The sequence below is a fragment of the Micromonospora sp. DT41 genome (genome assembly GCF_049841715.1).
GTDB classification, from domain to species: Bacteria; Actinomycetota; Actinomycetes; order Mycobacteriales; family Micromonosporaceae; genus Micromonospora; species Micromonospora profundi.
The window spans coordinates 1-18065 of record NZ_JBNCKU010000030.1 but is presented as its reverse complement, the minus strand read 5'-3'; the positions used below and the strand labels follow the sequence as shown (position 1 = coordinate 18065).

Sequence of the window (18065 nt, the reverse complement as noted above, 5' to 3'; positions counted from 1 at the left end):
GTCGGCTGGTGTGCCGACCGGGGACCGGGTACCGCTTTTCGGTCAGGCGTTCACCGTCTCCGGCCGGTGGTCGGTGCTGCCCGCACCGGTGTTGCCACCGTCGCCGGACTCGTCCATCGCGATGCCCTTGCGCTTGCTGAACACCACGGACGCCACGATGATCGCCGTCGCGACCAGCGCGATGGTCACCCGAAGGCCGACGTTGCGGTCGTCGCCGACGCTCCAGGCCACCACGGCGGGCGCGATCAGCAGCGAGACCAGGTTCATCACCTTGATCAGCGGGTTGATCGCCGGGCCGGCGGTGTCCTTGAACGGGTCACCGACGGTGTCACCGATGACCGTCGCCTCGTGCGACTCGGAGCCCTTGCCGCCGTACGCGCCGTCCTCGACCAGCTTCTTTGCGTTGTCCCAGGCGCCACCGGAGTTGGCAAGGAAGACAGCCATCAGGGTGCCGGCGCCGATCGCCCCGGCCAGGTAGGCGGCGAGCGCGCCGGGCCCGAGACCGAAACCGACAGCGATCGGCGCCAGGATGGCGAGCAGGCCGGGGGTCACCAGCTCGCGCTGCGCGTCCCGGGTGCAGATGTCGACGACCTTGCCGTACTCCGGGCGCTGGGTGCGGTCCATGATGCCGGGCAGCTCACGGAACTGCCGGCGGACCTCCATCACCACGGCGCCGGCCGAGCGGGACACCGCGTTGATGGCCAGGCCGGAGAAGAGGAACACGACAGCCGCACCGATGATCAGGCCGACCAGGTTGCGCGGGTTCGCCACGTTCAGCGAGTTGAGGATCTCGCCGCCGACGTCGCCAACGCCGGCGTCCGCGTACGCGGTGCGCAGCGAGTCGGTGTACGAGCCGAACAGCGCGGTCGCCGCGAGCACCGCTGTTGCGATCGCGATGCCCTTGGTGATCGCCTTGGTGGTGTTGCCGACCGCGTCCAGCTCGGTGAGCGTCCGTGCGCCGTGCTCGTCGATGTCACCGGACATCTCGGCGATGCCCTGGGCGTTGTCGGAGATCGGCCCGAAGGTGTCCATCGCCACGATCACGCCGACGGTGGTGAGCAGGCCGGTGCCGGCCAGCGCGACAGCGAACAGCGACAGCGTGATGGAGCTGCCGCCGAGCAGGAACGCGCCGAAGACACCGGCGCCGATGAGCAGCGCCGAGTAGACCGCCGACTCCAGGCCGATGCTGATGCCTGCCAGGATGACGGTGGCCGCACCGGTCTGCGAGCTCTTGCCGATGTCCTGCACCGGACGGCGGTTGGTCTCGGTGAAGTAGCCGGTCAGCGCCTGGATCGCGCCGGCCAGCACGATGCCGATCACGACCGCGCCGATGGCTACGAGCCGCGGGTTGCCCGTCGCGTCGGTAAGCCCGCTGCTGAACTCGCCGAAGGTCGCCGGCAGGTACGCGTAGGCGGCGATCGCCACGAGCACGGCGGAGAGCACTGCGGAGATGTAGAAGGCCCGGTTGATCGCCGTCAGGGCGTTGCGGTCGGACGCGCGCAGCCGGGTGATGAAGACCCCGAAGATCGCGACCAGCACACCGATTGTGGAGATGATCAGCGGGAAGACCAGGCCCTCCTCGCCGAACGCGGCACGACCGAGGATCAGCGCGGCGACGAGCGTCACGGCGTACGACTCGAAGAGGTCGGCGGCCATGCCGGCGCAGTCGCCGACGTTGTCGCCCACGTTGTCGGCGATGGTGGCGGCGTTGCGGGGGTCGTCCTCGGGGATGCCCTGCTCGACCTTGCCGACGAGGTCGGCGCCGACGTCGGCGGCCTTTGTGAAGATGCCGCCGCCGACCCGCATGAACATGGCAAGCAGTGCGGCGCCGAAGCCGAAGCCCTCCAGAACGGTGGGCGCGTCGCCGCGGTAGACCAGGACGACGAGCGCGGCACCGAAGAGGCCCAGGCCGACGGTGAGGAAGCCGACCACGCCGCCGGTCCGGAAGGCGATCTTCATGGCGGCCTCGCGGCCACCTTCGCGCTCCCGGGCGGCGGCGGCCACGCGGAGGTTCGCGCGGGTGGCAAGCCACATGCCTGCGCCGCCGATGGATGCGCTGAACAGGGCGCCCACCACGAAGAAGAGCGAGCGGCCGATCTTCACGGCCGTCTCGCTGCCGTCGGTGTCGTGCACCGGCAGCAGGAAGAGGAGCACCACGGCGATGACGACGAAGATCGCCAGGGTGCGGAACTGACGGAGCAGGTAGGCCGAGGCGCCCTCCTGGACCGCCTCCGAGATCTCCTGCATGTTGGTGGTGCCCTTGCCGGCTGCCAGCACCGCCTTCGTCAGGGCGGCGGCGAAGGCGAGCGCTACAAGCGCAATGACCGCGGCGATGACGACGTATGTGACATTGCTTCCGGTAAGGGAAAGCCCGCCGCCCTCGGCGGCCAAGGTCTCGGACATCTGTGTCCTCCTGTTACCGAACACTCGCGCCGGTGGGTGGAGACGCACCGACCGGCGCCTGAATGCGGACTTGCAAGCGCGCCAACCCACCCCAGCGGACCAGCGATGACCACCCATAACCGCTGGGTGCGGGACGGGTCACTTGCTGACAACCCGGGTACTGTAGCCCTCCGCAGTGTTGGAGGTCACACGCAGGTGCCACCGTGTCTCGATGATCTTCGTCGCTGTGTTATGAAACGAAATCTGATATAGGGCATGTTCCATGCCAGAAGGCCGCATCCCACCAGGGGGATGCGGCCTTCGGATCGGCTTGTGTCAGCGGTTGACCGGCCACACCATCCGCACCTCGGTGCCGATGCCCTCGTCGACAGGGCGCACCTGGAGGTCCTCGACGAAGCCGGCGAGCAGCGCGAAGCCGACGCCAGTGGTCAACGCCTCATCGGTAAGCGACTCGTTGGCAAGCTCGTCCGGAGGAAGAGCCGCCAACCCGATGCCTGCCTCGATGGGTGCCCGGTCCACGACGCGCACCGCGTACGTGCCGCCGTCGAACATCTCCACAAGCACCGGGTCGGCGAGGCCGTACTGCCGGTGCAGGGCCACCGCCCGCGTACACGCCTCGCCGATGGCCAGGCGCACCTCGTCCAGCAGGTCCTCACGGACGCCCGCGCGCCGGGCGACGGCGACGCCGACCAGTCGGGCGGTACGCACGTGCACCGGTGCCGGAGAGAAGGAGAGCCGGACCGTCGCCATCACGCGTTGATGCCGGTCGGACCCGCGTCGACCGCCGCCTCGACAGTGGGGTGCAGCGGGAACACCTGGTCCAGTGCCGTGATCCGGAAGATCTTGAGCAGCGGCTCCTTGTCGCAGACCAGTGCGAACGAGCCACCGGCCGTACGCAGCCGCTTGTGCGCGCCCACCAGCACGCCCAGCCCGGTGGAGTCGAGGAAGTCCACCCGACCGAGGTCCACCACCACGTGCCGAGCGCCGCCGTCGATCAGTTCGAGGAGCCGCTCACGGAGCCGGGGCGCGGTGTAGACGTCGACCTCACCGCCGACCTCAAGCACCGTGTGCTCGCCCACGGTGCGCGTCGCCAACGACAGCTCCATCGGTCCTCCTCGCCAGAGCCGTAAACTCTCCTGGGCATCTAACCACTACCGCCGGGGCATCCTTGCGGCCACCGGCGGAGGCTTTCCCTTACCCCCGGGCTCGACTTTTCATCTCCGAACACCAGTGCGAGAGTGCAGGACGTGACTTCCGACGACTTCGGCTCCGCGCGCCTGCCGCCGCGCGACGACCTGAAGCTGTCGCCCGTCGACCTCCTGCGTCGGCTGCGCTCCCGGGGTGCCGGCGATCCGGTCACCCACGTCGAGCGGGTGCCGGCCCGCGCCGGGGTGCCCGCACCGTGGCCGCCGTGGGCACCGACGGAACTACGCGCGGCGTTCGCCCGCCGGGGCGTGGTCGCGCCGTGGCAGCACCAGGCCGAGGCGGCCACCCTGGCGTACGAGGGCGGGCATGTGGTCGTCGCCACCGGCACCGCGTCCGGCAAGTCGCTTGCGTACCAGCTCCCGGCGCTTGCCACACTGCTCACCGACCCCCGGGCCACGGTGCTCTACCTGGCGCCGACCAAGGCCCTGGCCGCCGACCAGTTGCGGGCCGTCGCCGAGTTGGAACTGGAGGGGGTACGCCCCGCCTGCTACGACGGGGACACTCCGCGCGCCGAGCGGGAGTGGATCCGCAGGCACTCCCGCTTCGTGCTCACCAACCCCGACATGCTGCACCACGGCATCCTGCCCGGGCACGCCCAGTGGTCCGGCTTCCTACGCCGCCTGGCGTACGTGGTGATCGACGAGTGCCACACCTACCGAGGGGTGTTCGGCTCGCACGTGGCGCACGTGCTGCGGAGGTTGCGCAGGCAGTGCGCGCGTTTCGGGGCGACACCGGTGTTCGTCCTCGCCTCGGCGACCTCAGGTGACCCGGCGACCGCCGCCGGGCGACTTACCGGCCTACCGGTGACGGCGGTCACCGAGGACGCGTCACCGCGCGGCGGGATGACCTTCGCCCTCTGGGAACCGCCGCTGCTCCCACCTGAGTCGGGCTCCTCCACCCCGGTGCCCCCGCAGGCGACGGGCGACCACGACGACCTCCACCAGGTCCGCCGGTCGGCGCTGCGCGAGACCGCGGACCTTCTCGCCGACACGGTCTCCGAGGGGGTACGCACGCTCGCCTTCGTCCGGTCCCGCAAGGGCGCGGAGGTGGTGGCGGCGAACGCGCGTCGGGCGTTGGACGACGCGGTACCCGGGCTCGGCGACCGGGTGGCCGCCTACCGGGGCGGCTACCTGCGCGAGGAACGACGCGAGTTGGAGCGGGCGCTGCTGCACGGTGACCTGCTGGGCCTCGCCTCCACAAACGCCCTGGAACTGGGCGTGGACCTTGTCGGCCTGGACGCCGTGCTGATCTGCGGCTACCCGGGCACGCGGGCCTCACTGTGGCAGCAGGCGGGCCGCGCCGGGCGCTCCGGGGATGAGGCCCTCGCCGTGCTGGTGGCCCGGGACGACCCGCTGGACACCTACCTCGTGCACCACCCGGAGGCGATCTTCGGGGCGCCCGTGGAGGCCACGGTGCTCGACCCGGCCAACCCGTACGTGCTGGCCCCGCAGTTGGCCTGCGCCGCGGTCGAGGCGCCGCTCACCCCGGCCGACCTGGCGCTCTTCGGCGACGGCGCGAAGGAGGCGGTCGACGAGCTGGTGGCGGCCGGAGCGCTGCGGCAACGACCGACCGGCTGGTACTGGCGGCACCGCGAACGCCCCGAGGTGGACCTGCGCGGTCAGGGCGGCGCCCCGGTCTGCGTGGTGGAGTCGGCCACCGGCCGGCTGCTCGGCACTGTCGACGGCGGCTCCGCACACTTCCTGCTCCACCCCGGCGCCGTCTACCTGCACCAGGGCATCTCGTACGTCGTCGACGAACTCGACCTGGTCGACGGTTGCGCGCTCGTGCACGCCGAGGAGCCGGACTGGTCGACCCACGCCCGCGACGTCACCGACCTGTCAGTGGTGTCCGTGCGCTCCTACGTGGACGCAGGACCGGTCGGGATGTTCCTCGGCGAGGTGGACGTGACCAGCCAGGTGGTGTCGTACCAGCGACGCCGGATCGCCACCGGCGAGGTGATCGACACCCGCCCCTTGGACCTGCCCACCCGGGAGCTGCGTACCGTGGCGGTCTGGTTCACGCTCTCCCCGCAGTCGCTGACCTCCGCCGGGGTACAAACCCCCGACGTGCCAGGTGCGCTGCACGCCGCCGAACACGCCGCGATCGGTCTCCTTCCCCTGATGGCCACCTGCGACAGGTGGGACATCGGTGGGCTTTCCACAGCGCTGCACCCGGACACCGAGGCGCCAACCGTCTTCGTCTACGACGGGCACCCCGGCGGGGCGGGCTTCGCCGAGCGGGCGTACGGGACGGCCTCGGCGTGGCTGCGGGCCACCCGGGACGCCATCGCGGAGTGCGGCTGCGAGACCGGATGCCCGTCCTGCGTGCAGTCGCCGAAGTGCGGCAACGGCAACAACCCGCTCTCCAAGCCGGACGCGATCCGGGTACTCGACGTGGTGCTGGCGAACCTGCCCGCCTGAGTGCCTGCTCAGCCGGACGACCCGTCCATGATCGACTCGAGTTCATTGATTCCGGGGTATCCCTGTGCCGTGGACACCCCGGTATCAATGATGTCGAGTCGATCATCGCCCTGAACGGGCCGGTCTGCGCCGCAGTCTTGCATGAACCCACCGGGCGCTGGGCACAATAGCTTGGGAGCGCTTCCATCGATGTCTGTTTCGTTGTCGCCCCATGCCTGAGGAGGAGTTGTGGCCGACACCATCGCCGAGACCGTCGACCTGCTCTACACCATCGACCAGGAACAACTCACCCTCGACCAGCAGATCGCGCTCGGGTCCGCGCTGGCCGCCCTGGCCCAGGCGGAACGACTGGAGCAGATCAACGAACGGCTGCGCGGCATCCACCAGGTCCTCAACACCTGGGCGCTGCGCGTCACCGTCGACGGCCGCTGACCTCCAAGCGACGGTCCGACCGAACGGGGCGGTCGGGCCGCACGTGGCAAACAGCCTGAGAGATTGTGGCAGGCCGGGCGGTGAGGCCGGGCAGGGCAGGCCGGGCAGGGCAGGCCGGGCAGGGCAGGCCGGGCAGGGCAGGCCGGGCAGGGCAGGCCGGGCAGGCCGGGCAGGGCAGGCCGGGCGGGGCAGGCCGCCTGACCGGACATGGCCGGGCGGTGAGGCCGCGCGAGGCAGGCAGCCTGACCGGACATGGCCGGGCGGCAGCGCCGGACTGCAGTGGCAGCGGCGGCGCTGGACGGGCGCGGGCCTGTGGCTGTTGCCTGCCTGTGCGAGACTCCGGCGCACCAGCCCCTCTGAGGAGAACAGATGCAGCTCGACAACTTGCAGACCCTGAATCAGTTCCACATCCGCCAGCGGCTGCGGATGATGGTCAACCAGTACGAGGTCCGGGCGGTCAAGCCGGACGGCACCGAGGGCGAGATGCTGGCCTTCGCGCAGCAGAAGCGGCTCGCCTTCAAGGAGCAGGTGACGATCTACACCGATGACTCCAAGCAGCAGCCCCTGCTGGGCTTCAAGGCCCGCCAGCGCCTCGACCTCGGCGCCACGTACGACGTCACGGACGCGGCCGGCAACCCGATCGGCCTGTTCCGCAAGGACTTCGCCCAGTCGCTGCTCCGTTCCACCTGGCACGTCGAGCAGGCCGGCCTGCCGCAGGTGACGGGGCAGGAGCGCAGCATGCCGGTGGCTCTGCTCCGCCGGTTCGTCGACTCGCTGTCCTGGCTGCCGTACCACTTCGACTTCACCGCTGGCGGCCAGCCGGTCTTCTCGGTGATCAAGAAGTGGGGCCTGCGCGACAAGTACGTCGTCGAGGTGCAGCACCCGCAGATCGACCGCCGCCTCGTCATCGCGATGGCCGTCGCCCTCGACGCCCTCCAGTCCCGCTGACCTAGCCGGCCTCCGCTCAGCTTCCCTACCGGCCGCTCCAAGCCGCCTCAACCGCCGGCCGGGCCAGGGCCTCGCGCCCGCTCCTGGCCGGCGGGCCGGCGCGGCCTCGGTCAGCCACGGACCGGGCCAGCGCGCGCGGTAGACGCGGCAGCCCGCGTCAGGCCGGGAGTTGGCGTGAACACCACCTCGACCGTCACCAGCACGTCCAATCCCTCAAGCCGACAGCCGACCAGGTGACCACCGTTGCGGCCTGCGATGTCTCGGGCTGCCGCACAGGCCACCGCGTCGCCGTCGAGCGCCTTGGCGGCTCCGGCGAGCGCACCGAGGTCGGCCGCCACCGCCGCCCGTTGAGCCGCCATTCCGGCCCCGGCGACGGCAGCGCCGAACAGCCCGACCAGCACAAATACCAGCCCCACTGCCAGCAACAGGACTGTCGCCCCGCCACGCTCACTGTCCGGCGGCACACCGCCGAACGACCCGCCACCAGAACGTCGGAGACCAGACCGACCGAGGCCAGACCGTCCGAGGCCAGACCGACCACCGACCGGCCACTCACCGAGAGTGCGCCCAGGGTCCGGCCACGCCAGGGCGGGCCGCCCACCCACGGGCTGGTTCACCGGTCTCCCTCTCCGGCCCCGGGTTCGAGTGCCGCGACGGCGGTGGCGACCACGGTGACGCGCGGCAGCCGACCGCCCAGCGCGCGCACAGGTGCCCGGACCGTCGCCTGCGCCCGGCCCTCATCGATCGACACCGACACCTCCGCGCCCGGCGGCGCTCCGGGCATGTCAGCCTCACCTCGGGAGGCGGCCAGCGCCGCCTCCCGAGCGGCGTGCAGGCAACTGGCCCTGGTGCTGACGGCGTTGACTGCCGTCAGCCCGGCGAGCAGGAGCAGGAGCAGCGCCGGCAGGCCAGCCGCCAGTTCGGCGGTGAAGGATCCACGGTCTCCACCGGCAGCCCGTACGACAGCGCGGACTCGTCGGCCGCCACCAGCCGCCCGACCCGGGGTGCAGGCCCTCCGATCGCGGCCGGCCTGCCGGCGCCCCGTCACTTGAGTGCCCGGTCGATGACGGCGGTCAACGCCGACTGCACGTTGCCGGAGGTAAGCACCTTCAGCAGGATGCCGGCGAAGGCGACTGCGGCGAGCGTGCCGACGGCGTACTCGGCGGTGTTCATACCCGCGTCGCCGCGCAGGCGGGCGATGAGCTTACGCATTGTGTGTTCCCTTCTCGATGGGTCAGAGCACGTCGCCGAGGACGGCGACGATCACCGGCACCAGGCCGGCGAGAATGAACGCCGGCAGGAAGCAGAGCCCCAGCGGCAGCACGATGAGCACGCCCGCTCGGCGGGCGGACGCCTCGGCGGCGGTTGCCCGGTCGGCACGTAGGTCGTCGGCGAGCCGCGTCAGCGCGCCGGCCAGGGCTGCGCCGCTGTTGGCCGACCGGAACGCCGCCGCGGCCATCCGCTCCGCGCCGGGCACCCCGTCCAGGGCTGACCACGCCTCCGCCGGACCTCCGCCGAGCAGAAGGGTGCGGCCGACCCGGGCCAGTCGATCGGCTAGCGGGCCGTCCAACGCCTCGGCCACGGCGAGCACCGAGCGGTCGACCGGAGCGCCCGCCCGCATCGCCGCCGCCAGCAAGTCGGCGGCGAGCGGCAGGTCGACAGCCTCGCGGAGCCTCCGGGTTCGTGCCGCCGGGGATTCGATCCGTCGCAACAGCACGTCGGAGAGGACTGCGGTCGGGACAGCGCCGAGCAGCCCGAGCCAGCCTCCGACGACCACGGCCACGGCGAGCCCGGCCATCGCGGCGGCGATCCGGATCAGGTCGGGTCGCCGCCGCCGACCGGCGGGTTCGGCTGGTCCGCCGGGGTCGACTGGTCCCCCTGCGCGGGCCGATCCCCCGAGGCCGGCTGGCCGCCCGGGTTCGCCGGACGTCGGCGGATCGGCTCGGCGGGTGGGACGGCGCGGCCGAAACGGCGTGACGAGCAGCGCCGCCACCACCAGAGCGGCGGCCACGAGAGCCGTCCGGGACATCAGGCCGCCCGCCCTGGCGTCGCGCCCAACCGCTCGGCCCAGAACAGGCCGATGGCCTGGAGGGCGACCGCGAGGACCGCACAGACCCCACCGACAGTGCTGTGCAGGAGGACCGCCAGGGGATCCACCCCGATGCCGTAGCCGAGCCCGATCCCGCCCACCGGCAGGGCTGCCAGAAGCAGGGCCGTGGCGCGGGCACCCGCCGCCTGCGCCGCCGCCGAGGCCAACCCTCGGTCGGTCGCCCGAGCGTCAGCCTCGATCCGTTCGACCAGTTCCGCCAGTGGCGCGCCCGTCCGGTCAGCCAGCCGCACCGCTGCCGAGGTCAGTTGGCGAAGCCTGTCGGATCCGCCGGGCCCGCTGACTGTGGCGAGTGCCGGCGGGACGGGCAGGCCGGCCCGAAGGTCCGCCGCCAGACCGCAGAGCAGGTCCAACCCGCGCCGTCGGGCCCGCTCGGCGAGCCGGTTGGCCCGCCACCTCAGGAGGGCGCGTACCGCCAGCGTGCCGTAGCTGGCCACCGCTACCGCGGCCACCGGCCCGGCGAGCACGGCACCGCCACCGGCACCCACCAGGGCAACCAGCAGTAGCAGACGCGTTGGCGACCGTTCGACGCGATTCGCGAGCCCAGCCTTGGGCCTGCCCTCCGTCGCATCCGCACGATCAGTGCGAACGTCCGGACCACCGTGCCGCTCGTCGGCGGCCGGCAGAGCGTCGCAACTATCGCCGGACCGGCAGGCGTCCGGGTCCGCGCCGTCGAGCGTCGGGACGGCCACGGCCTGGCCGGCACGCCGTACAACGTCGAGGGCTTCGCCCTCGGGGCGGAGTGCGGCGGCCGGGCGTCGGGGATCCCGTCGCGTCGGCGGACGTCCAGGGCCCGTCGGGCGGGTCGGCCCCGCCGGCCAGCCTGTCGCCCTCGGCCGGCTCGCGCCGTCGTCGCGGTCCCGAGTGGACCAGTCGACCGCCGTCCGCCCGCCACTCGGCTCCTGCGCGGCACGGGGGTACGGGACGGTGGCCGGGTGAGCCAAGCCGGACCCGTCTCCGGAGCCTTCGAGTACGCGACCGAGGCTCCTGATCCACTCCACCAGGGCGTCATCCGGATCGCCACCAGTGCTGCCACGGCTGGACGCCAGAATCCGACGGCGGCGGGCGCGGATGCTCCGTACGGGCCAGGCCACCAGAACTGCGGCGAGCAACAGCAGCAGGGCCACCACAATCGTCGCCCCGCTCATGCCGGCCCCGCCGATCCGGGCCACGGCTCGCAGAGGATCGGCGGTACCACTACGCCGCGGTCCCGCAGCAGGGCGCCGAGCGCACGAGCGGCCATCCCCAGCCCTCGACCGCGTACCCAGGCGGGCGCCACGGTGACCAACCGTTCCGGCCCTTCCGGGAGCAACAGGCAGATCGATTCCAGGACCCGTCCCCGGTCGCCACGGCGTACCTGGAACAGCACCTGAAGGGCCGCGACGACCTGGGCATGCAGCGCGGCGCGCGGCAGCCCGCCCAGCATGCCGAGCGCCTCCAACCGCGCCGGTACGTCGGACGGGGCGTTGGCGTGCAGCGTCCCGGCACCGCCGTCGTGGCCGGTGTTCAGAGCGGCCAGTAGATCGACCACCTCGCCGCCCCGGCACTCCCCGACCACCAGCCGATCGGGGCGCATCCGCAGCGCCTGCCGAACCAGGTCGGCGAGGCTGACCACGCCCGTTCCCTCCACATTTGCCGTACGGGCCTGGAGGCCCACCACGTGCGGGTGTCCCGGTTGCAGCTCGGCGGCGTCCTCCACCAGGACGATCCGCTCGGTGGCCGGCACCAACCCGAGCAGCGTGTTGAGCAGTGTCGTCTTGCCTGACCCCGTACCCCCGGTGACCAGGTAGGCCAGCCGGGCCGTGACGACGGCGGCGAGCAGTGGTGCCACCGGTCGCGGCACCGTTCCCTGGCGTACCAGTTCGTCGAGGGTGAACGGCCGGTGCCGGAACGTCCGCAGGGACAGGTAGGGGCCGTCGGTGGCCACCGGCGGCAGTACAGCGTGCAACCGGGTGCCGTCGGGCAGCCGGGCGTCCGCGTACGGGGAGCCGTCGTCGAGCCGCCGCCCGGCACTGGCGACCAGCCGCTGCGCGAGCCTGCGGACGTCCTCCACCGAGCCCATCGGGATCGCGACCTGGTGTAACCCCGATCCCCTGTCGACCCAGACGCGCACGCCGTTTACCAGAACGTCGGTGACATCCGGGTCGGCCAGCAGCGGGGCCAGCGGCCCGGCACCGACGAGGTCGTCGTGCACCCGGTCGGCGATCCGTAGCACTGCGGTGTCGCCCAACACCACGGCGGCGGGCTCGGCGCGTACCGCGGAAACGATCGCCGCGGGGGTGACCGGGGTGGTGCCGGCGGCGATCCGCTGCCGCACCCGGGCGGCGAGGCCGTGGTCCTCCGGGCGGCCTGTCATGCCGCACCTGGCACGGGCACGCCTGTGAGGTCCGCGACGATCCGCTGGCAGAGCGCGGCCAGCGGACCCTTGCCGGCAGCCGCAGGCGCCTCGCCTCGTTCGAGGCCACGGCAGAGCCCGGGCTCGGGGCGTAGCGTGCCGGCGAGGGGAAGCCCGAGCGCACGTGCCACCTCGGTGGCGCGCAACCGACCCGGGGCGGGCCCGCGCACCACCACCGACAGCGCGGCGCAGTGTGGGGCGGCGGCGGCCACCACCCGGGCGGCGGCCGCGGTGGCCCGTAGCTCCGCCGGGACGACGACGAACGCGTGGTCGGCCGCCTGCAGTGCGATCACGGCGGCGTCGTCAAGTTGGCGGGGCAGGTCGATCACGACGAAGTCCCGGCCGCGCTGCGCGGCGTCGACTGTCGCCGCCATCGCGGCGGTGGGCAGGGACAGCATCTCGCCGCGATCCCAGGAGAGCACCACGAGGTCACCTCGGCTGGGTAGGGCCTGGACCAGCGCGGGCGCGTCCACCCGCCCGTCCGCACCGGTGAGCGACGGCCAGCGCAGCCCTTCCAACTGCTCCCAGCCGAGCACGAGGTCGAGGCCGCCGCCGAGCGGGTCGGCGTCGACAAGCAGCGTGCGCAGTCGCGCCCGCGCGGCGGTCACGGCGAGCCCGCCGGCGAGGACGCTCGCCCCGGCACCGCCCCGCCCGCCGAGCAACGCGACGACCCGGGCGCCGGATCCCTCCGGACGGTCGGGGCTCTGCTCGACGAACCGGTCGAGCAGCCAAGGCTCGGCGGCCGGCAGGACGGCGACGTGTTCTGCGCCGATCAGCTCGGCGATCTGCCAACCGGGATCGAGCTGGCCGGACCGACCCACCAACACCAGGCGGGGCCGCTTCGGTAGTCGGGCCCGCAGGCACGGCTGCGCCTGGTCAGCACCGAGCAACACCAGCGGTGCGGGTAGCCAACGGGTACGGGCCGCAGCCGGATCTTCGGCGAGCTCCACCTCCGTCCCACCGGCGGCGGCGAGCCGGAGCAGGTCGTCGAGCAGGTCGTCGTCCCCCGTGATGACCAGCGGAAGCCGGCGGATCGGCGGAACGGAGGTACGGGGTGCCATCGCGGCCTCCAGCGGTCAGGACTCTGTGCCGCCGACCCTGCTCGCCAACTGCCCTGGTCGGCGCCCCCGACCGCCTCACCTGTGGACAACGTGACGCCCTGTGGACAACGTCCGTCGGGACGGTTGATCTGCTATGCGCGAGGGCTGCGCCGCAGGTAGCACGGCTGGAGGAGAACAGGGCGACCAGGCTGCCCAACACATCGCCGTCGACGAATTGCCGCCGTCGCCGTACCGGGGAATCGCCCGCGACCGGCGGAATCTCCGCGCGGAATAACGGGTCGGCAGGCGGGAGCAGTGCCCCTAGTCTCCTGGAAGTGGATGGCGACGACGAGCGAGACGTGGTCCGACGCGGGTACGACGAACTCTCCTACTACTACCGGGCGGACGATGCCGAGGACGGCCAGTACGGTCCCTGGCTCGACGACCTGAAGGGACGCCTACCTGCGACCGCGACGGTCCTGGACCTCGGCTGCGGCTGTGGCGTGCCTGTCGCCCGCAGCCTCGCCGACGCCGGGCACCACGTCACAGGCGTCGACATCAGCGAGGTACAGATCGAGCGGGCCCGGCGCCTGGTTCCCACCGGCACCTTCCGACGTGCCGACGCCACCCAACTCGACCTGCCGCCCGCCTCGTTCGACGCGGTGGTGTGCCTCTATGCCCTGATCCACCTTCCCCTAGCCGACCAGCCGCAGCTCATCGCGCGAATCGCGACCTGGCTCCGGCCCGGCGGCTGGCTGCTGACCACCGTCGGCAGCAACGCGTGGACCGGCACCGAGGACAACTGGCTCGACGGCCCGGCCGCCATGTGGTGGAGCCAGGCCGACGCCCCCACGTACCGCTCCTGGCTGCGACAAGTCGGCCTGGAGATCGACTCGGAGGAATTCATCCCGGAGGGCGCCGGCGGTCACGCACTGTTCTGGGCGCGACGACCGCCGACGGCACCTTCCCGCGTGTGAACTGCTACGGAGCGCTGACGTTCGCTGACTTTCCGCCCGGCGCCCGACCCGGCCGAGTCGGGAAAGCACCGCCACCTGCTATCGCCTCAGTAGATCGCTACCTGCGGGACAGCGTCATCTCTGTCGGGCTTCAGTGCCGCCCGAGGACCTCGACGACCCGCATGAACCCGTCTGTGCCGTGGCCCAGTCCGATGACCCGGCGGGCCATGCCTTCGGCCGCACGCATCACGCCGGCGTCAATCCCGTGAGCCTCGGACGTGTGGACGATATGGGCCATGGACGACACTGCGGAGGTGATCGGGTTGCCCTCGCCGGAGAAGCTGTCCCTGTCCACTTCCTCCGCGGCCTCCTCGAAGATGGGTGGGAGGATCGCGCCGATGCCCTTGGCGAAGGGTGCCAGCTCCCGAGCCGTGACACCCTCCGCCTTCGCCACCGCTAGTGCGTGCGCGTAGCCCGCCATCGCGGTCCAGAAGATGTCGAGCAGCGCGATGTCGTACGCCGCCGCGCGGCCGATCTCCTCGCCGAGGTGGGTGTGGGTGCCGCCCAGCGCGTTCAGCACCGGCTGCTGCTCCCAGTAAAGGTCCTCGGGGCCGCTGTAGATGATCACCGCGTCCGCGGTTCCGATGGTGGTGATCGGCGTCATGATCGCACCGTCCAGGTACCGGATGCCGTGTCCGGTCGCCCACCGCTCGGTGTCTCGGGCCCGGTCCGGAGTGTCGGCCGTCAGACTGACCAGTGTGCGCCCCTTGAGGGCATCAATGACCTCGTCGCGTCGCAGGATGGCGTCCGACGCGTCGTAGTTCACCACGCAGACCACGGTCAGCCTGCTTGCGGCGACCGCCTCTTCGGCCGATCGGGCGCTGATCGCGCCCCGCTCGACCAGCTCCCGATCCCTGCCCGACGTCCGGTTCCATACGGTCGTCCGCAGGCCGGCGTTCAGGAACGCGCCGGCCAGGGTCCGGCCCATCGGTCCCAGACCGAGCACTGTGACAGACTTTTCGGCGTATGAGGTCATGACTTAGCCCCCGTGAACATGTGAAAATGGAACGAATAGGACGAGGATGACGCGCAGTCGTGCCCAGGACCTGAACGTCTGCGGAGTGACGGCCGCGATCGCCGTGATCGACGGCAAGTGGAAGACGGCTCTGCTCTGGCTGCTGGAGTCCGGTCCGCGCCGTCCCGGAGAGCTGCGCCGGCAGCTTCCGGGCCTCACGGAGAAGGTGCTGACTCAGGCGCTCCGAGAGATGGAGATCGACGGACTGGTGCACCGGGAGGCGTACGAGGTGCTGCCGTTGAAGACCGAGTACTCCCTGACGACGTTCGGCCGCGAACTCTCCGAGGCATTGGCCCCCGTTTCTGACTGGGGCCACCGCCGCCTGGACAAACTTGCCGAGGCCCACCCGGCCTCCTGATACATCAGCCAACTCCTCATCCACCCGGATCTGACAGCCTCGCGACCGCCCATAACCAGACTCGCCGCGGCCCTACCTGGCGACAAGTACCCACAAAAAAGTGGCTACGGCCAGCGGTGACTCGCCCTACGGGGCGGCGGTGCGACGGAAGGCCCTCCATGGACGGTCTGGACGGACCGGAGGACGGCCTGTGAGCAGCCCTGGCGCACTCCCGCAGAAAAGGGACGACCCCCGTCGGGGGGAAAGTGACCTGACGTAGTAGCGAGTGTGATCAAGTGCCGTACCGCGTGGTCAGACGTAGCGGGTTTGCCGTCGAGCATGATCGAGAGTCGCCGCGCGGTACGACACTTGCTGACGATCTGCTGACTCTCGAATGATGCGCTGCGGGCGCCCGAGGACGGCCGGAGGCCGCCCGCAGGGCAGTCCGCATGCGCGCACCTACTTCCGACCCCTGCTTTGCAAAGATCGAGCCCGTTGTCGGCTGGCGTCGGCTGGTGCGACTGACCTGCTCAACTCGTCGGTTGCCGTCGCTCGTCACCCACGCCTGTCGGCCAGCTTGGCTGTACCAATGGCTGTACAGCCCAACGGACGTGCGGCCCCGCGGGCAGCGGCCATCACCGGGATGCGGCCGACTTAACGTTCATCAGCTCAAGCACCTCGTCGCTGAGTCCGTGGATCGCGATGTCGTCACGGTGGCTCTCCCACCGTTCGCGGTCGAGCACCAGGTTGATCTGCTCCTGGCGGGCACCGTCGAAAGCCCGGATTGTGGTGCCGTTCGACTGATAGCCAAGCGACCACGAGACTCCCAGCGACGGCGCGTTGGTGGACCAGGCGGCGGACTCGGCGCGATCCGCTCCCAGCCCGGCGAACGCGAGGTGCAGGATGGCGCCCCGCATCTCCTTGCCGTAACCACGCCGCTGGAACCGCCGCGCGATCCATGACCCCGTCGAGACGGTCTTAGTGATCCCGAATTCCTGCGCGCCGATCTCCTGCACCCCGACGCACGCGCCATCGACCTTCACAGCCATTACCAGGTTCCATCTGCTCGGCCGCCAGTCCGCTAGGGACGCCCAGTAGTACCGCAGGAACGACCACTCGGCCTGGGGTGACGGTCCCGACTCCCATCCCGCTACGGGCGATCGCGCCAGAAAGCGGCTCTGCGGATCGTAGATGCCGGCTGCCGCAAGGATCGCCAGCTCGGCAAGCTCGCCCTCACCCGGTACAGCCAGCTCAAGCACGGACGTCGTCACCCGCAGACGGCGCACGGGCCAGATCTCGGCCAATGTCATCCGAGCATCATGCCCTGTCCTGCCGTCTGCCGTCGCCCGAAGGTGTTGGCGATCCTTCATGATCTGGCTCGCGATGGGAACGGGCTGAACCGCCCCTACGTCCTTCGCGAGCATCCTCGCTTCTGCTGCCACACGGTGGGCCTCAGAGCCATCTCCGCCGTGAGTCCCACACACCGTGGAGTGGGCCAGGGGCCAGGGTGTCAAGGTGGAGCGCCCTACCGGACGAACGACCTTGGCACCCTGGCCCCTGGTCTGCTCGGCTCTGCCTGGGACTCATGGTGGAGATGGCGACCCGCGCAACCATCGACTACCGCACCGTCCGGACGGGCCTCCCCCATCTCTGTCGAAGATCCCCCGCCCGGAGGGCAAACAGCTCTTGCAATCCGCCAGCGTGGCCGGCTGGCCCGGCCGATGCCGGCCGGAGGTCGCCAGCAGGCCGGGGCCGGGCCGGCGCGGCCCGCTTGCGGGCCGCCTTGATCCTAAAGAGACTGTTTCGGCAGTGGTATCACCCATCACGTATCGCCCATCACCCGCCGGATCAGACGTTGCGTGCCAGGTCTAGGCGACGTCTCGCTTACAAGCTCTGTGCGTCGCGTCCGCCCTCGTTCGGGAGCGGCCGCACGCTCAGAGCCTCGTCCATGCCAGCCCTCGTCAGCGTGCCGCCGTCCGGCGCGGTTGCTGTCACGGCTGCTGTCGCTCACCTTCGCCGGCGGTGGCGTCGTCCTCTGCGTCGAAGCGCCAACCTGTGGTCGGGAATTCAGCCATCAGGGCGGCAAAGCTCGGGGCCTGATGAATCGCTGCGTCCCAACCCTCAGCAGTGATGTCGAGCAGCACCAACGGCGGTGGCTGCTGGCGAAAGTCGTAGGTGAGCATCTCCCGGCTACCGTCACCCCCGATGATCACTCCACCGGAAAAGCGCTCTGCCACCTCCGCCGCCGCGTTCACCTCAACCAGGCGACCCTGTGCGTAGATGCTCAGGAAGTCCCCCGCCGGGGGGACGAACTCGTCAACGCCACCACGGCTGGCAATGAAGGCCCGGTAGTCAGAAGGGAATTGAACGCCAAGCGCCCTCTCGACTTCCGCGAGGACTCTCTCTCCCTGCACGCCGCCTCCCGTGAACGATGCGGACACTTCACGCCTGTGACCCTACGGGTGGCGAAGATCTGACGTTGAAGCGGAACTTAGACCGGCTCGCACGTGGCCTGCGGCGACCTGGTCAGCACGCGGGCCCCGACCCGTCTTAGGTTGCCGTCGCTGCTGGCTGGTTGCCGACGTTTGACGGTGTCTTGTGCCCCGTACGTGCCCCGACCGGGCGCGCCGCAACCGCCGTCCCGGCGTTAGCACCACGGTTTAGGAAGGAGCTACAGAGGTTGAAAGGCTGAAGTTCGCACCGTCACGGTGGTTCGGGGTCGAGGGTCATGCCGGTGTTGGCGAAG

At 71.1% G+C, this 18065-nt stretch carries 18 protein-coding genes; 5 read left to right on the top strand and 13 right to left on the bottom strand.

From position 1 onward, the window contains the following. Nucleotides 1–42 precede the first annotated feature (42 nt). From ACLQ23_RS30905 to ACLQ23_RS30895, 3 genes are all read right to left on the bottom strand, one after another. A complete protein-coding gene (locus ACLQ23_RS30905; RefSeq protein WP_355588125.1) occupies nt 43–2403 on the bottom strand; it encodes a sodium-translocating pyrophosphatase in 2361 nt (786 codons plus the stop codon). Between the two features lie 315 nt (nt 2404–2718). Then, entirely contained in the window at nt 2719–3156 is a 438-nt protein-coding gene (locus ACLQ23_RS30900) for an ATP-binding protein (protein ID WP_355588123.1), read from the bottom strand. Further along, on the bottom strand, nt 3153–3509 hold the full coding sequence (locus tag ACLQ23_RS30895; RefSeq protein ID WP_053652285.1) for an STAS domain-containing protein: 357 nt from the start codon (nt 3507–3509) through the stop codon (nt 3153–3155). Before ACLQ23_RS30895 ends, ACLQ23_RS30900 begins: the two co-directional genes overlap by 4 nt. A gap of 141 nt (nt 3510–3650) precedes the next feature. Between ACLQ23_RS30895 and ACLQ23_RS30890 the strand changes: the two genes are divergently transcribed. From ACLQ23_RS30890 to ACLQ23_RS30880, 3 genes are all read left to right on the top strand, one after another. Further along, a complete protein-coding gene (locus ACLQ23_RS30890) occupies nt 3651–6029 on the top strand; it encodes a DEAD/DEAH box helicase (RefSeq protein ID WP_425881477.1) in 2379 nt (792 codons plus the stop codon). Nucleotides 6030–6257: 228 nt separating this feature from the next. Next, a complete protein-coding gene (locus tag ACLQ23_RS30885) occupies nt 6258–6461 on the top strand; it encodes a hypothetical protein (protein WP_355588119.1) in 204 nt (67 codons plus the stop codon). 369 nt (nt 6462–6830) lie between these two features. Further along, nucleotides 6831–7409 carry a hypothetical protein gene (locus ACLQ23_RS30880; protein WP_306272977.1) on the top strand — a complete coding sequence of 193 codons (579 nt, stop codon included), beginning with the start codon at nt 6831–6833 and terminating at the stop codon, nt 7407–7409. A gap of 110 nt (nt 7410–7519) precedes the next feature. On the opposite strand, the gene ACLQ23_RS30875 is transcribed toward ACLQ23_RS30880, so the two are convergent. The 7 genes from ACLQ23_RS30875 to ssd form a co-directional block, all read right to left on the bottom strand. Continuing rightward, the gene (locus tag ACLQ23_RS30875; protein ID WP_355588115.1) at nt 7520–7873 is read right to left on the bottom strand and encodes an Rv3654c family TadE-like protein; all 354 of its coding nucleotides are present in this window, start codon (nt 7871–7873) and stop codon (nt 7520–7522) included. A 149-nt stretch (nt 7874–8022) separates the two neighbouring features. Then, nucleotides 8023–8457: a TadE family type IV pilus minor pilin gene (locus tag ACLQ23_RS30870; protein WP_355588113.1), complete on the bottom strand. Its 435-nt coding sequence runs from the start codon at nt 8455–8457 to the stop codon at nt 8023–8025. Next, on the bottom strand, nt 8454–8621 hold the full coding sequence (locus ACLQ23_RS30865) for a DUF4244 domain-containing protein (protein WP_081883916.1): 168 nt from the start codon (nt 8619–8621) through the stop codon (nt 8454–8456). The genes ACLQ23_RS30870 and ACLQ23_RS30865 overlap by 4 nt, the downstream gene beginning before the upstream one ends. Before the next feature lie 22 nt (nt 8622–8643). Then, the gene (locus ACLQ23_RS30860) at nt 8644–9207 is read right to left on the bottom strand and encodes a type II secretion system F family protein (RefSeq protein WP_355588502.1); all 564 of its coding nucleotides are present in this window, start codon (nt 9205–9207) and stop codon (nt 8644–8646) included. Between the two features lie 230 nt (nt 9208–9437). Beyond that, a complete protein-coding gene (locus ACLQ23_RS30855; RefSeq protein ID WP_425881476.1) occupies nt 9438–10664 on the bottom strand; it encodes a hypothetical protein in 1227 nt (408 codons plus the stop codon). Then, nucleotides 10661–11872, bottom strand: coding sequence for a TadA family conjugal transfer-associated ATPase (locus ACLQ23_RS30850; RefSeq protein ID WP_425881475.1), 1212 nt, complete (start codon nt 11870–11872; stop codon nt 10661–10663). Before ACLQ23_RS30850 ends, ACLQ23_RS30855 begins: the two co-directional genes overlap by 4 nt. Continuing rightward, nucleotides 11869–12924 carry a septum site-determining protein Ssd gene (gene ssd, locus ACLQ23_RS30845; RefSeq protein ID WP_355627589.1) on the bottom strand — a complete coding sequence of 352 codons (1056 nt, stop codon included), beginning with the start codon at nt 12922–12924 and terminating at the stop codon, nt 11869–11871. Before ssd ends, ACLQ23_RS30850 begins: the two co-directional genes overlap by 4 nt. A 362-nt stretch (nt 12925–13286) precedes the next feature. Here ssd and ACLQ23_RS30840 point away from each other — a divergent pair, with 362 nt between their 5' ends. After that, on the top strand, nt 13287–13928 hold the full coding sequence (locus ACLQ23_RS30840; protein WP_355627565.1) for a class I SAM-dependent methyltransferase: 642 nt from the start codon (nt 13287–13289) through the stop codon (nt 13926–13928). Between the two features lie 130 nt (nt 13929–14058). On the opposite strand, the gene ACLQ23_RS30835 is transcribed toward ACLQ23_RS30840, so the two are convergent. Continuing rightward, nucleotides 14059–14943, bottom strand: a complete 885-nt coding sequence (locus ACLQ23_RS30835; RefSeq protein WP_355588105.1) for an NAD(P)-dependent oxidoreductase — start codon at nt 14941–14943, stop codon at nt 14059–14061. Nucleotides 14944–14989: 46 nt separating this feature from the next. On the opposite strand from ACLQ23_RS30835, the gene ACLQ23_RS30830 reads away from it, so the two are divergent. After that, nucleotides 14990–15340, top strand: coding sequence for a winged helix-turn-helix transcriptional regulator (locus ACLQ23_RS30830; protein ID WP_355588103.1), 351 nt, complete (start codon nt 14990–14992; stop codon nt 15338–15340). A 614-nt stretch (nt 15341–15954) separates the two neighbouring features. On the opposite strand, the gene ACLQ23_RS30825 is transcribed toward ACLQ23_RS30830, so the two are convergent. Further along, nucleotides 15955–16743, bottom strand: a complete 789-nt coding sequence (locus ACLQ23_RS30825; RefSeq protein ID WP_425881474.1) for a GNAT family N-acetyltransferase — start codon at nt 16741–16743, stop codon at nt 15955–15957. A gap of 567 nt (nt 16744–17310) precedes the next feature. After that, a complete protein-coding gene (locus ACLQ23_RS30820; RefSeq protein WP_425881473.1) occupies nt 17311–17733 on the bottom strand; it encodes an SMI1/KNR4 family protein in 423 nt (140 codons plus the stop codon). Nucleotides 17734–18065 lie beyond the last annotated feature (332 nt).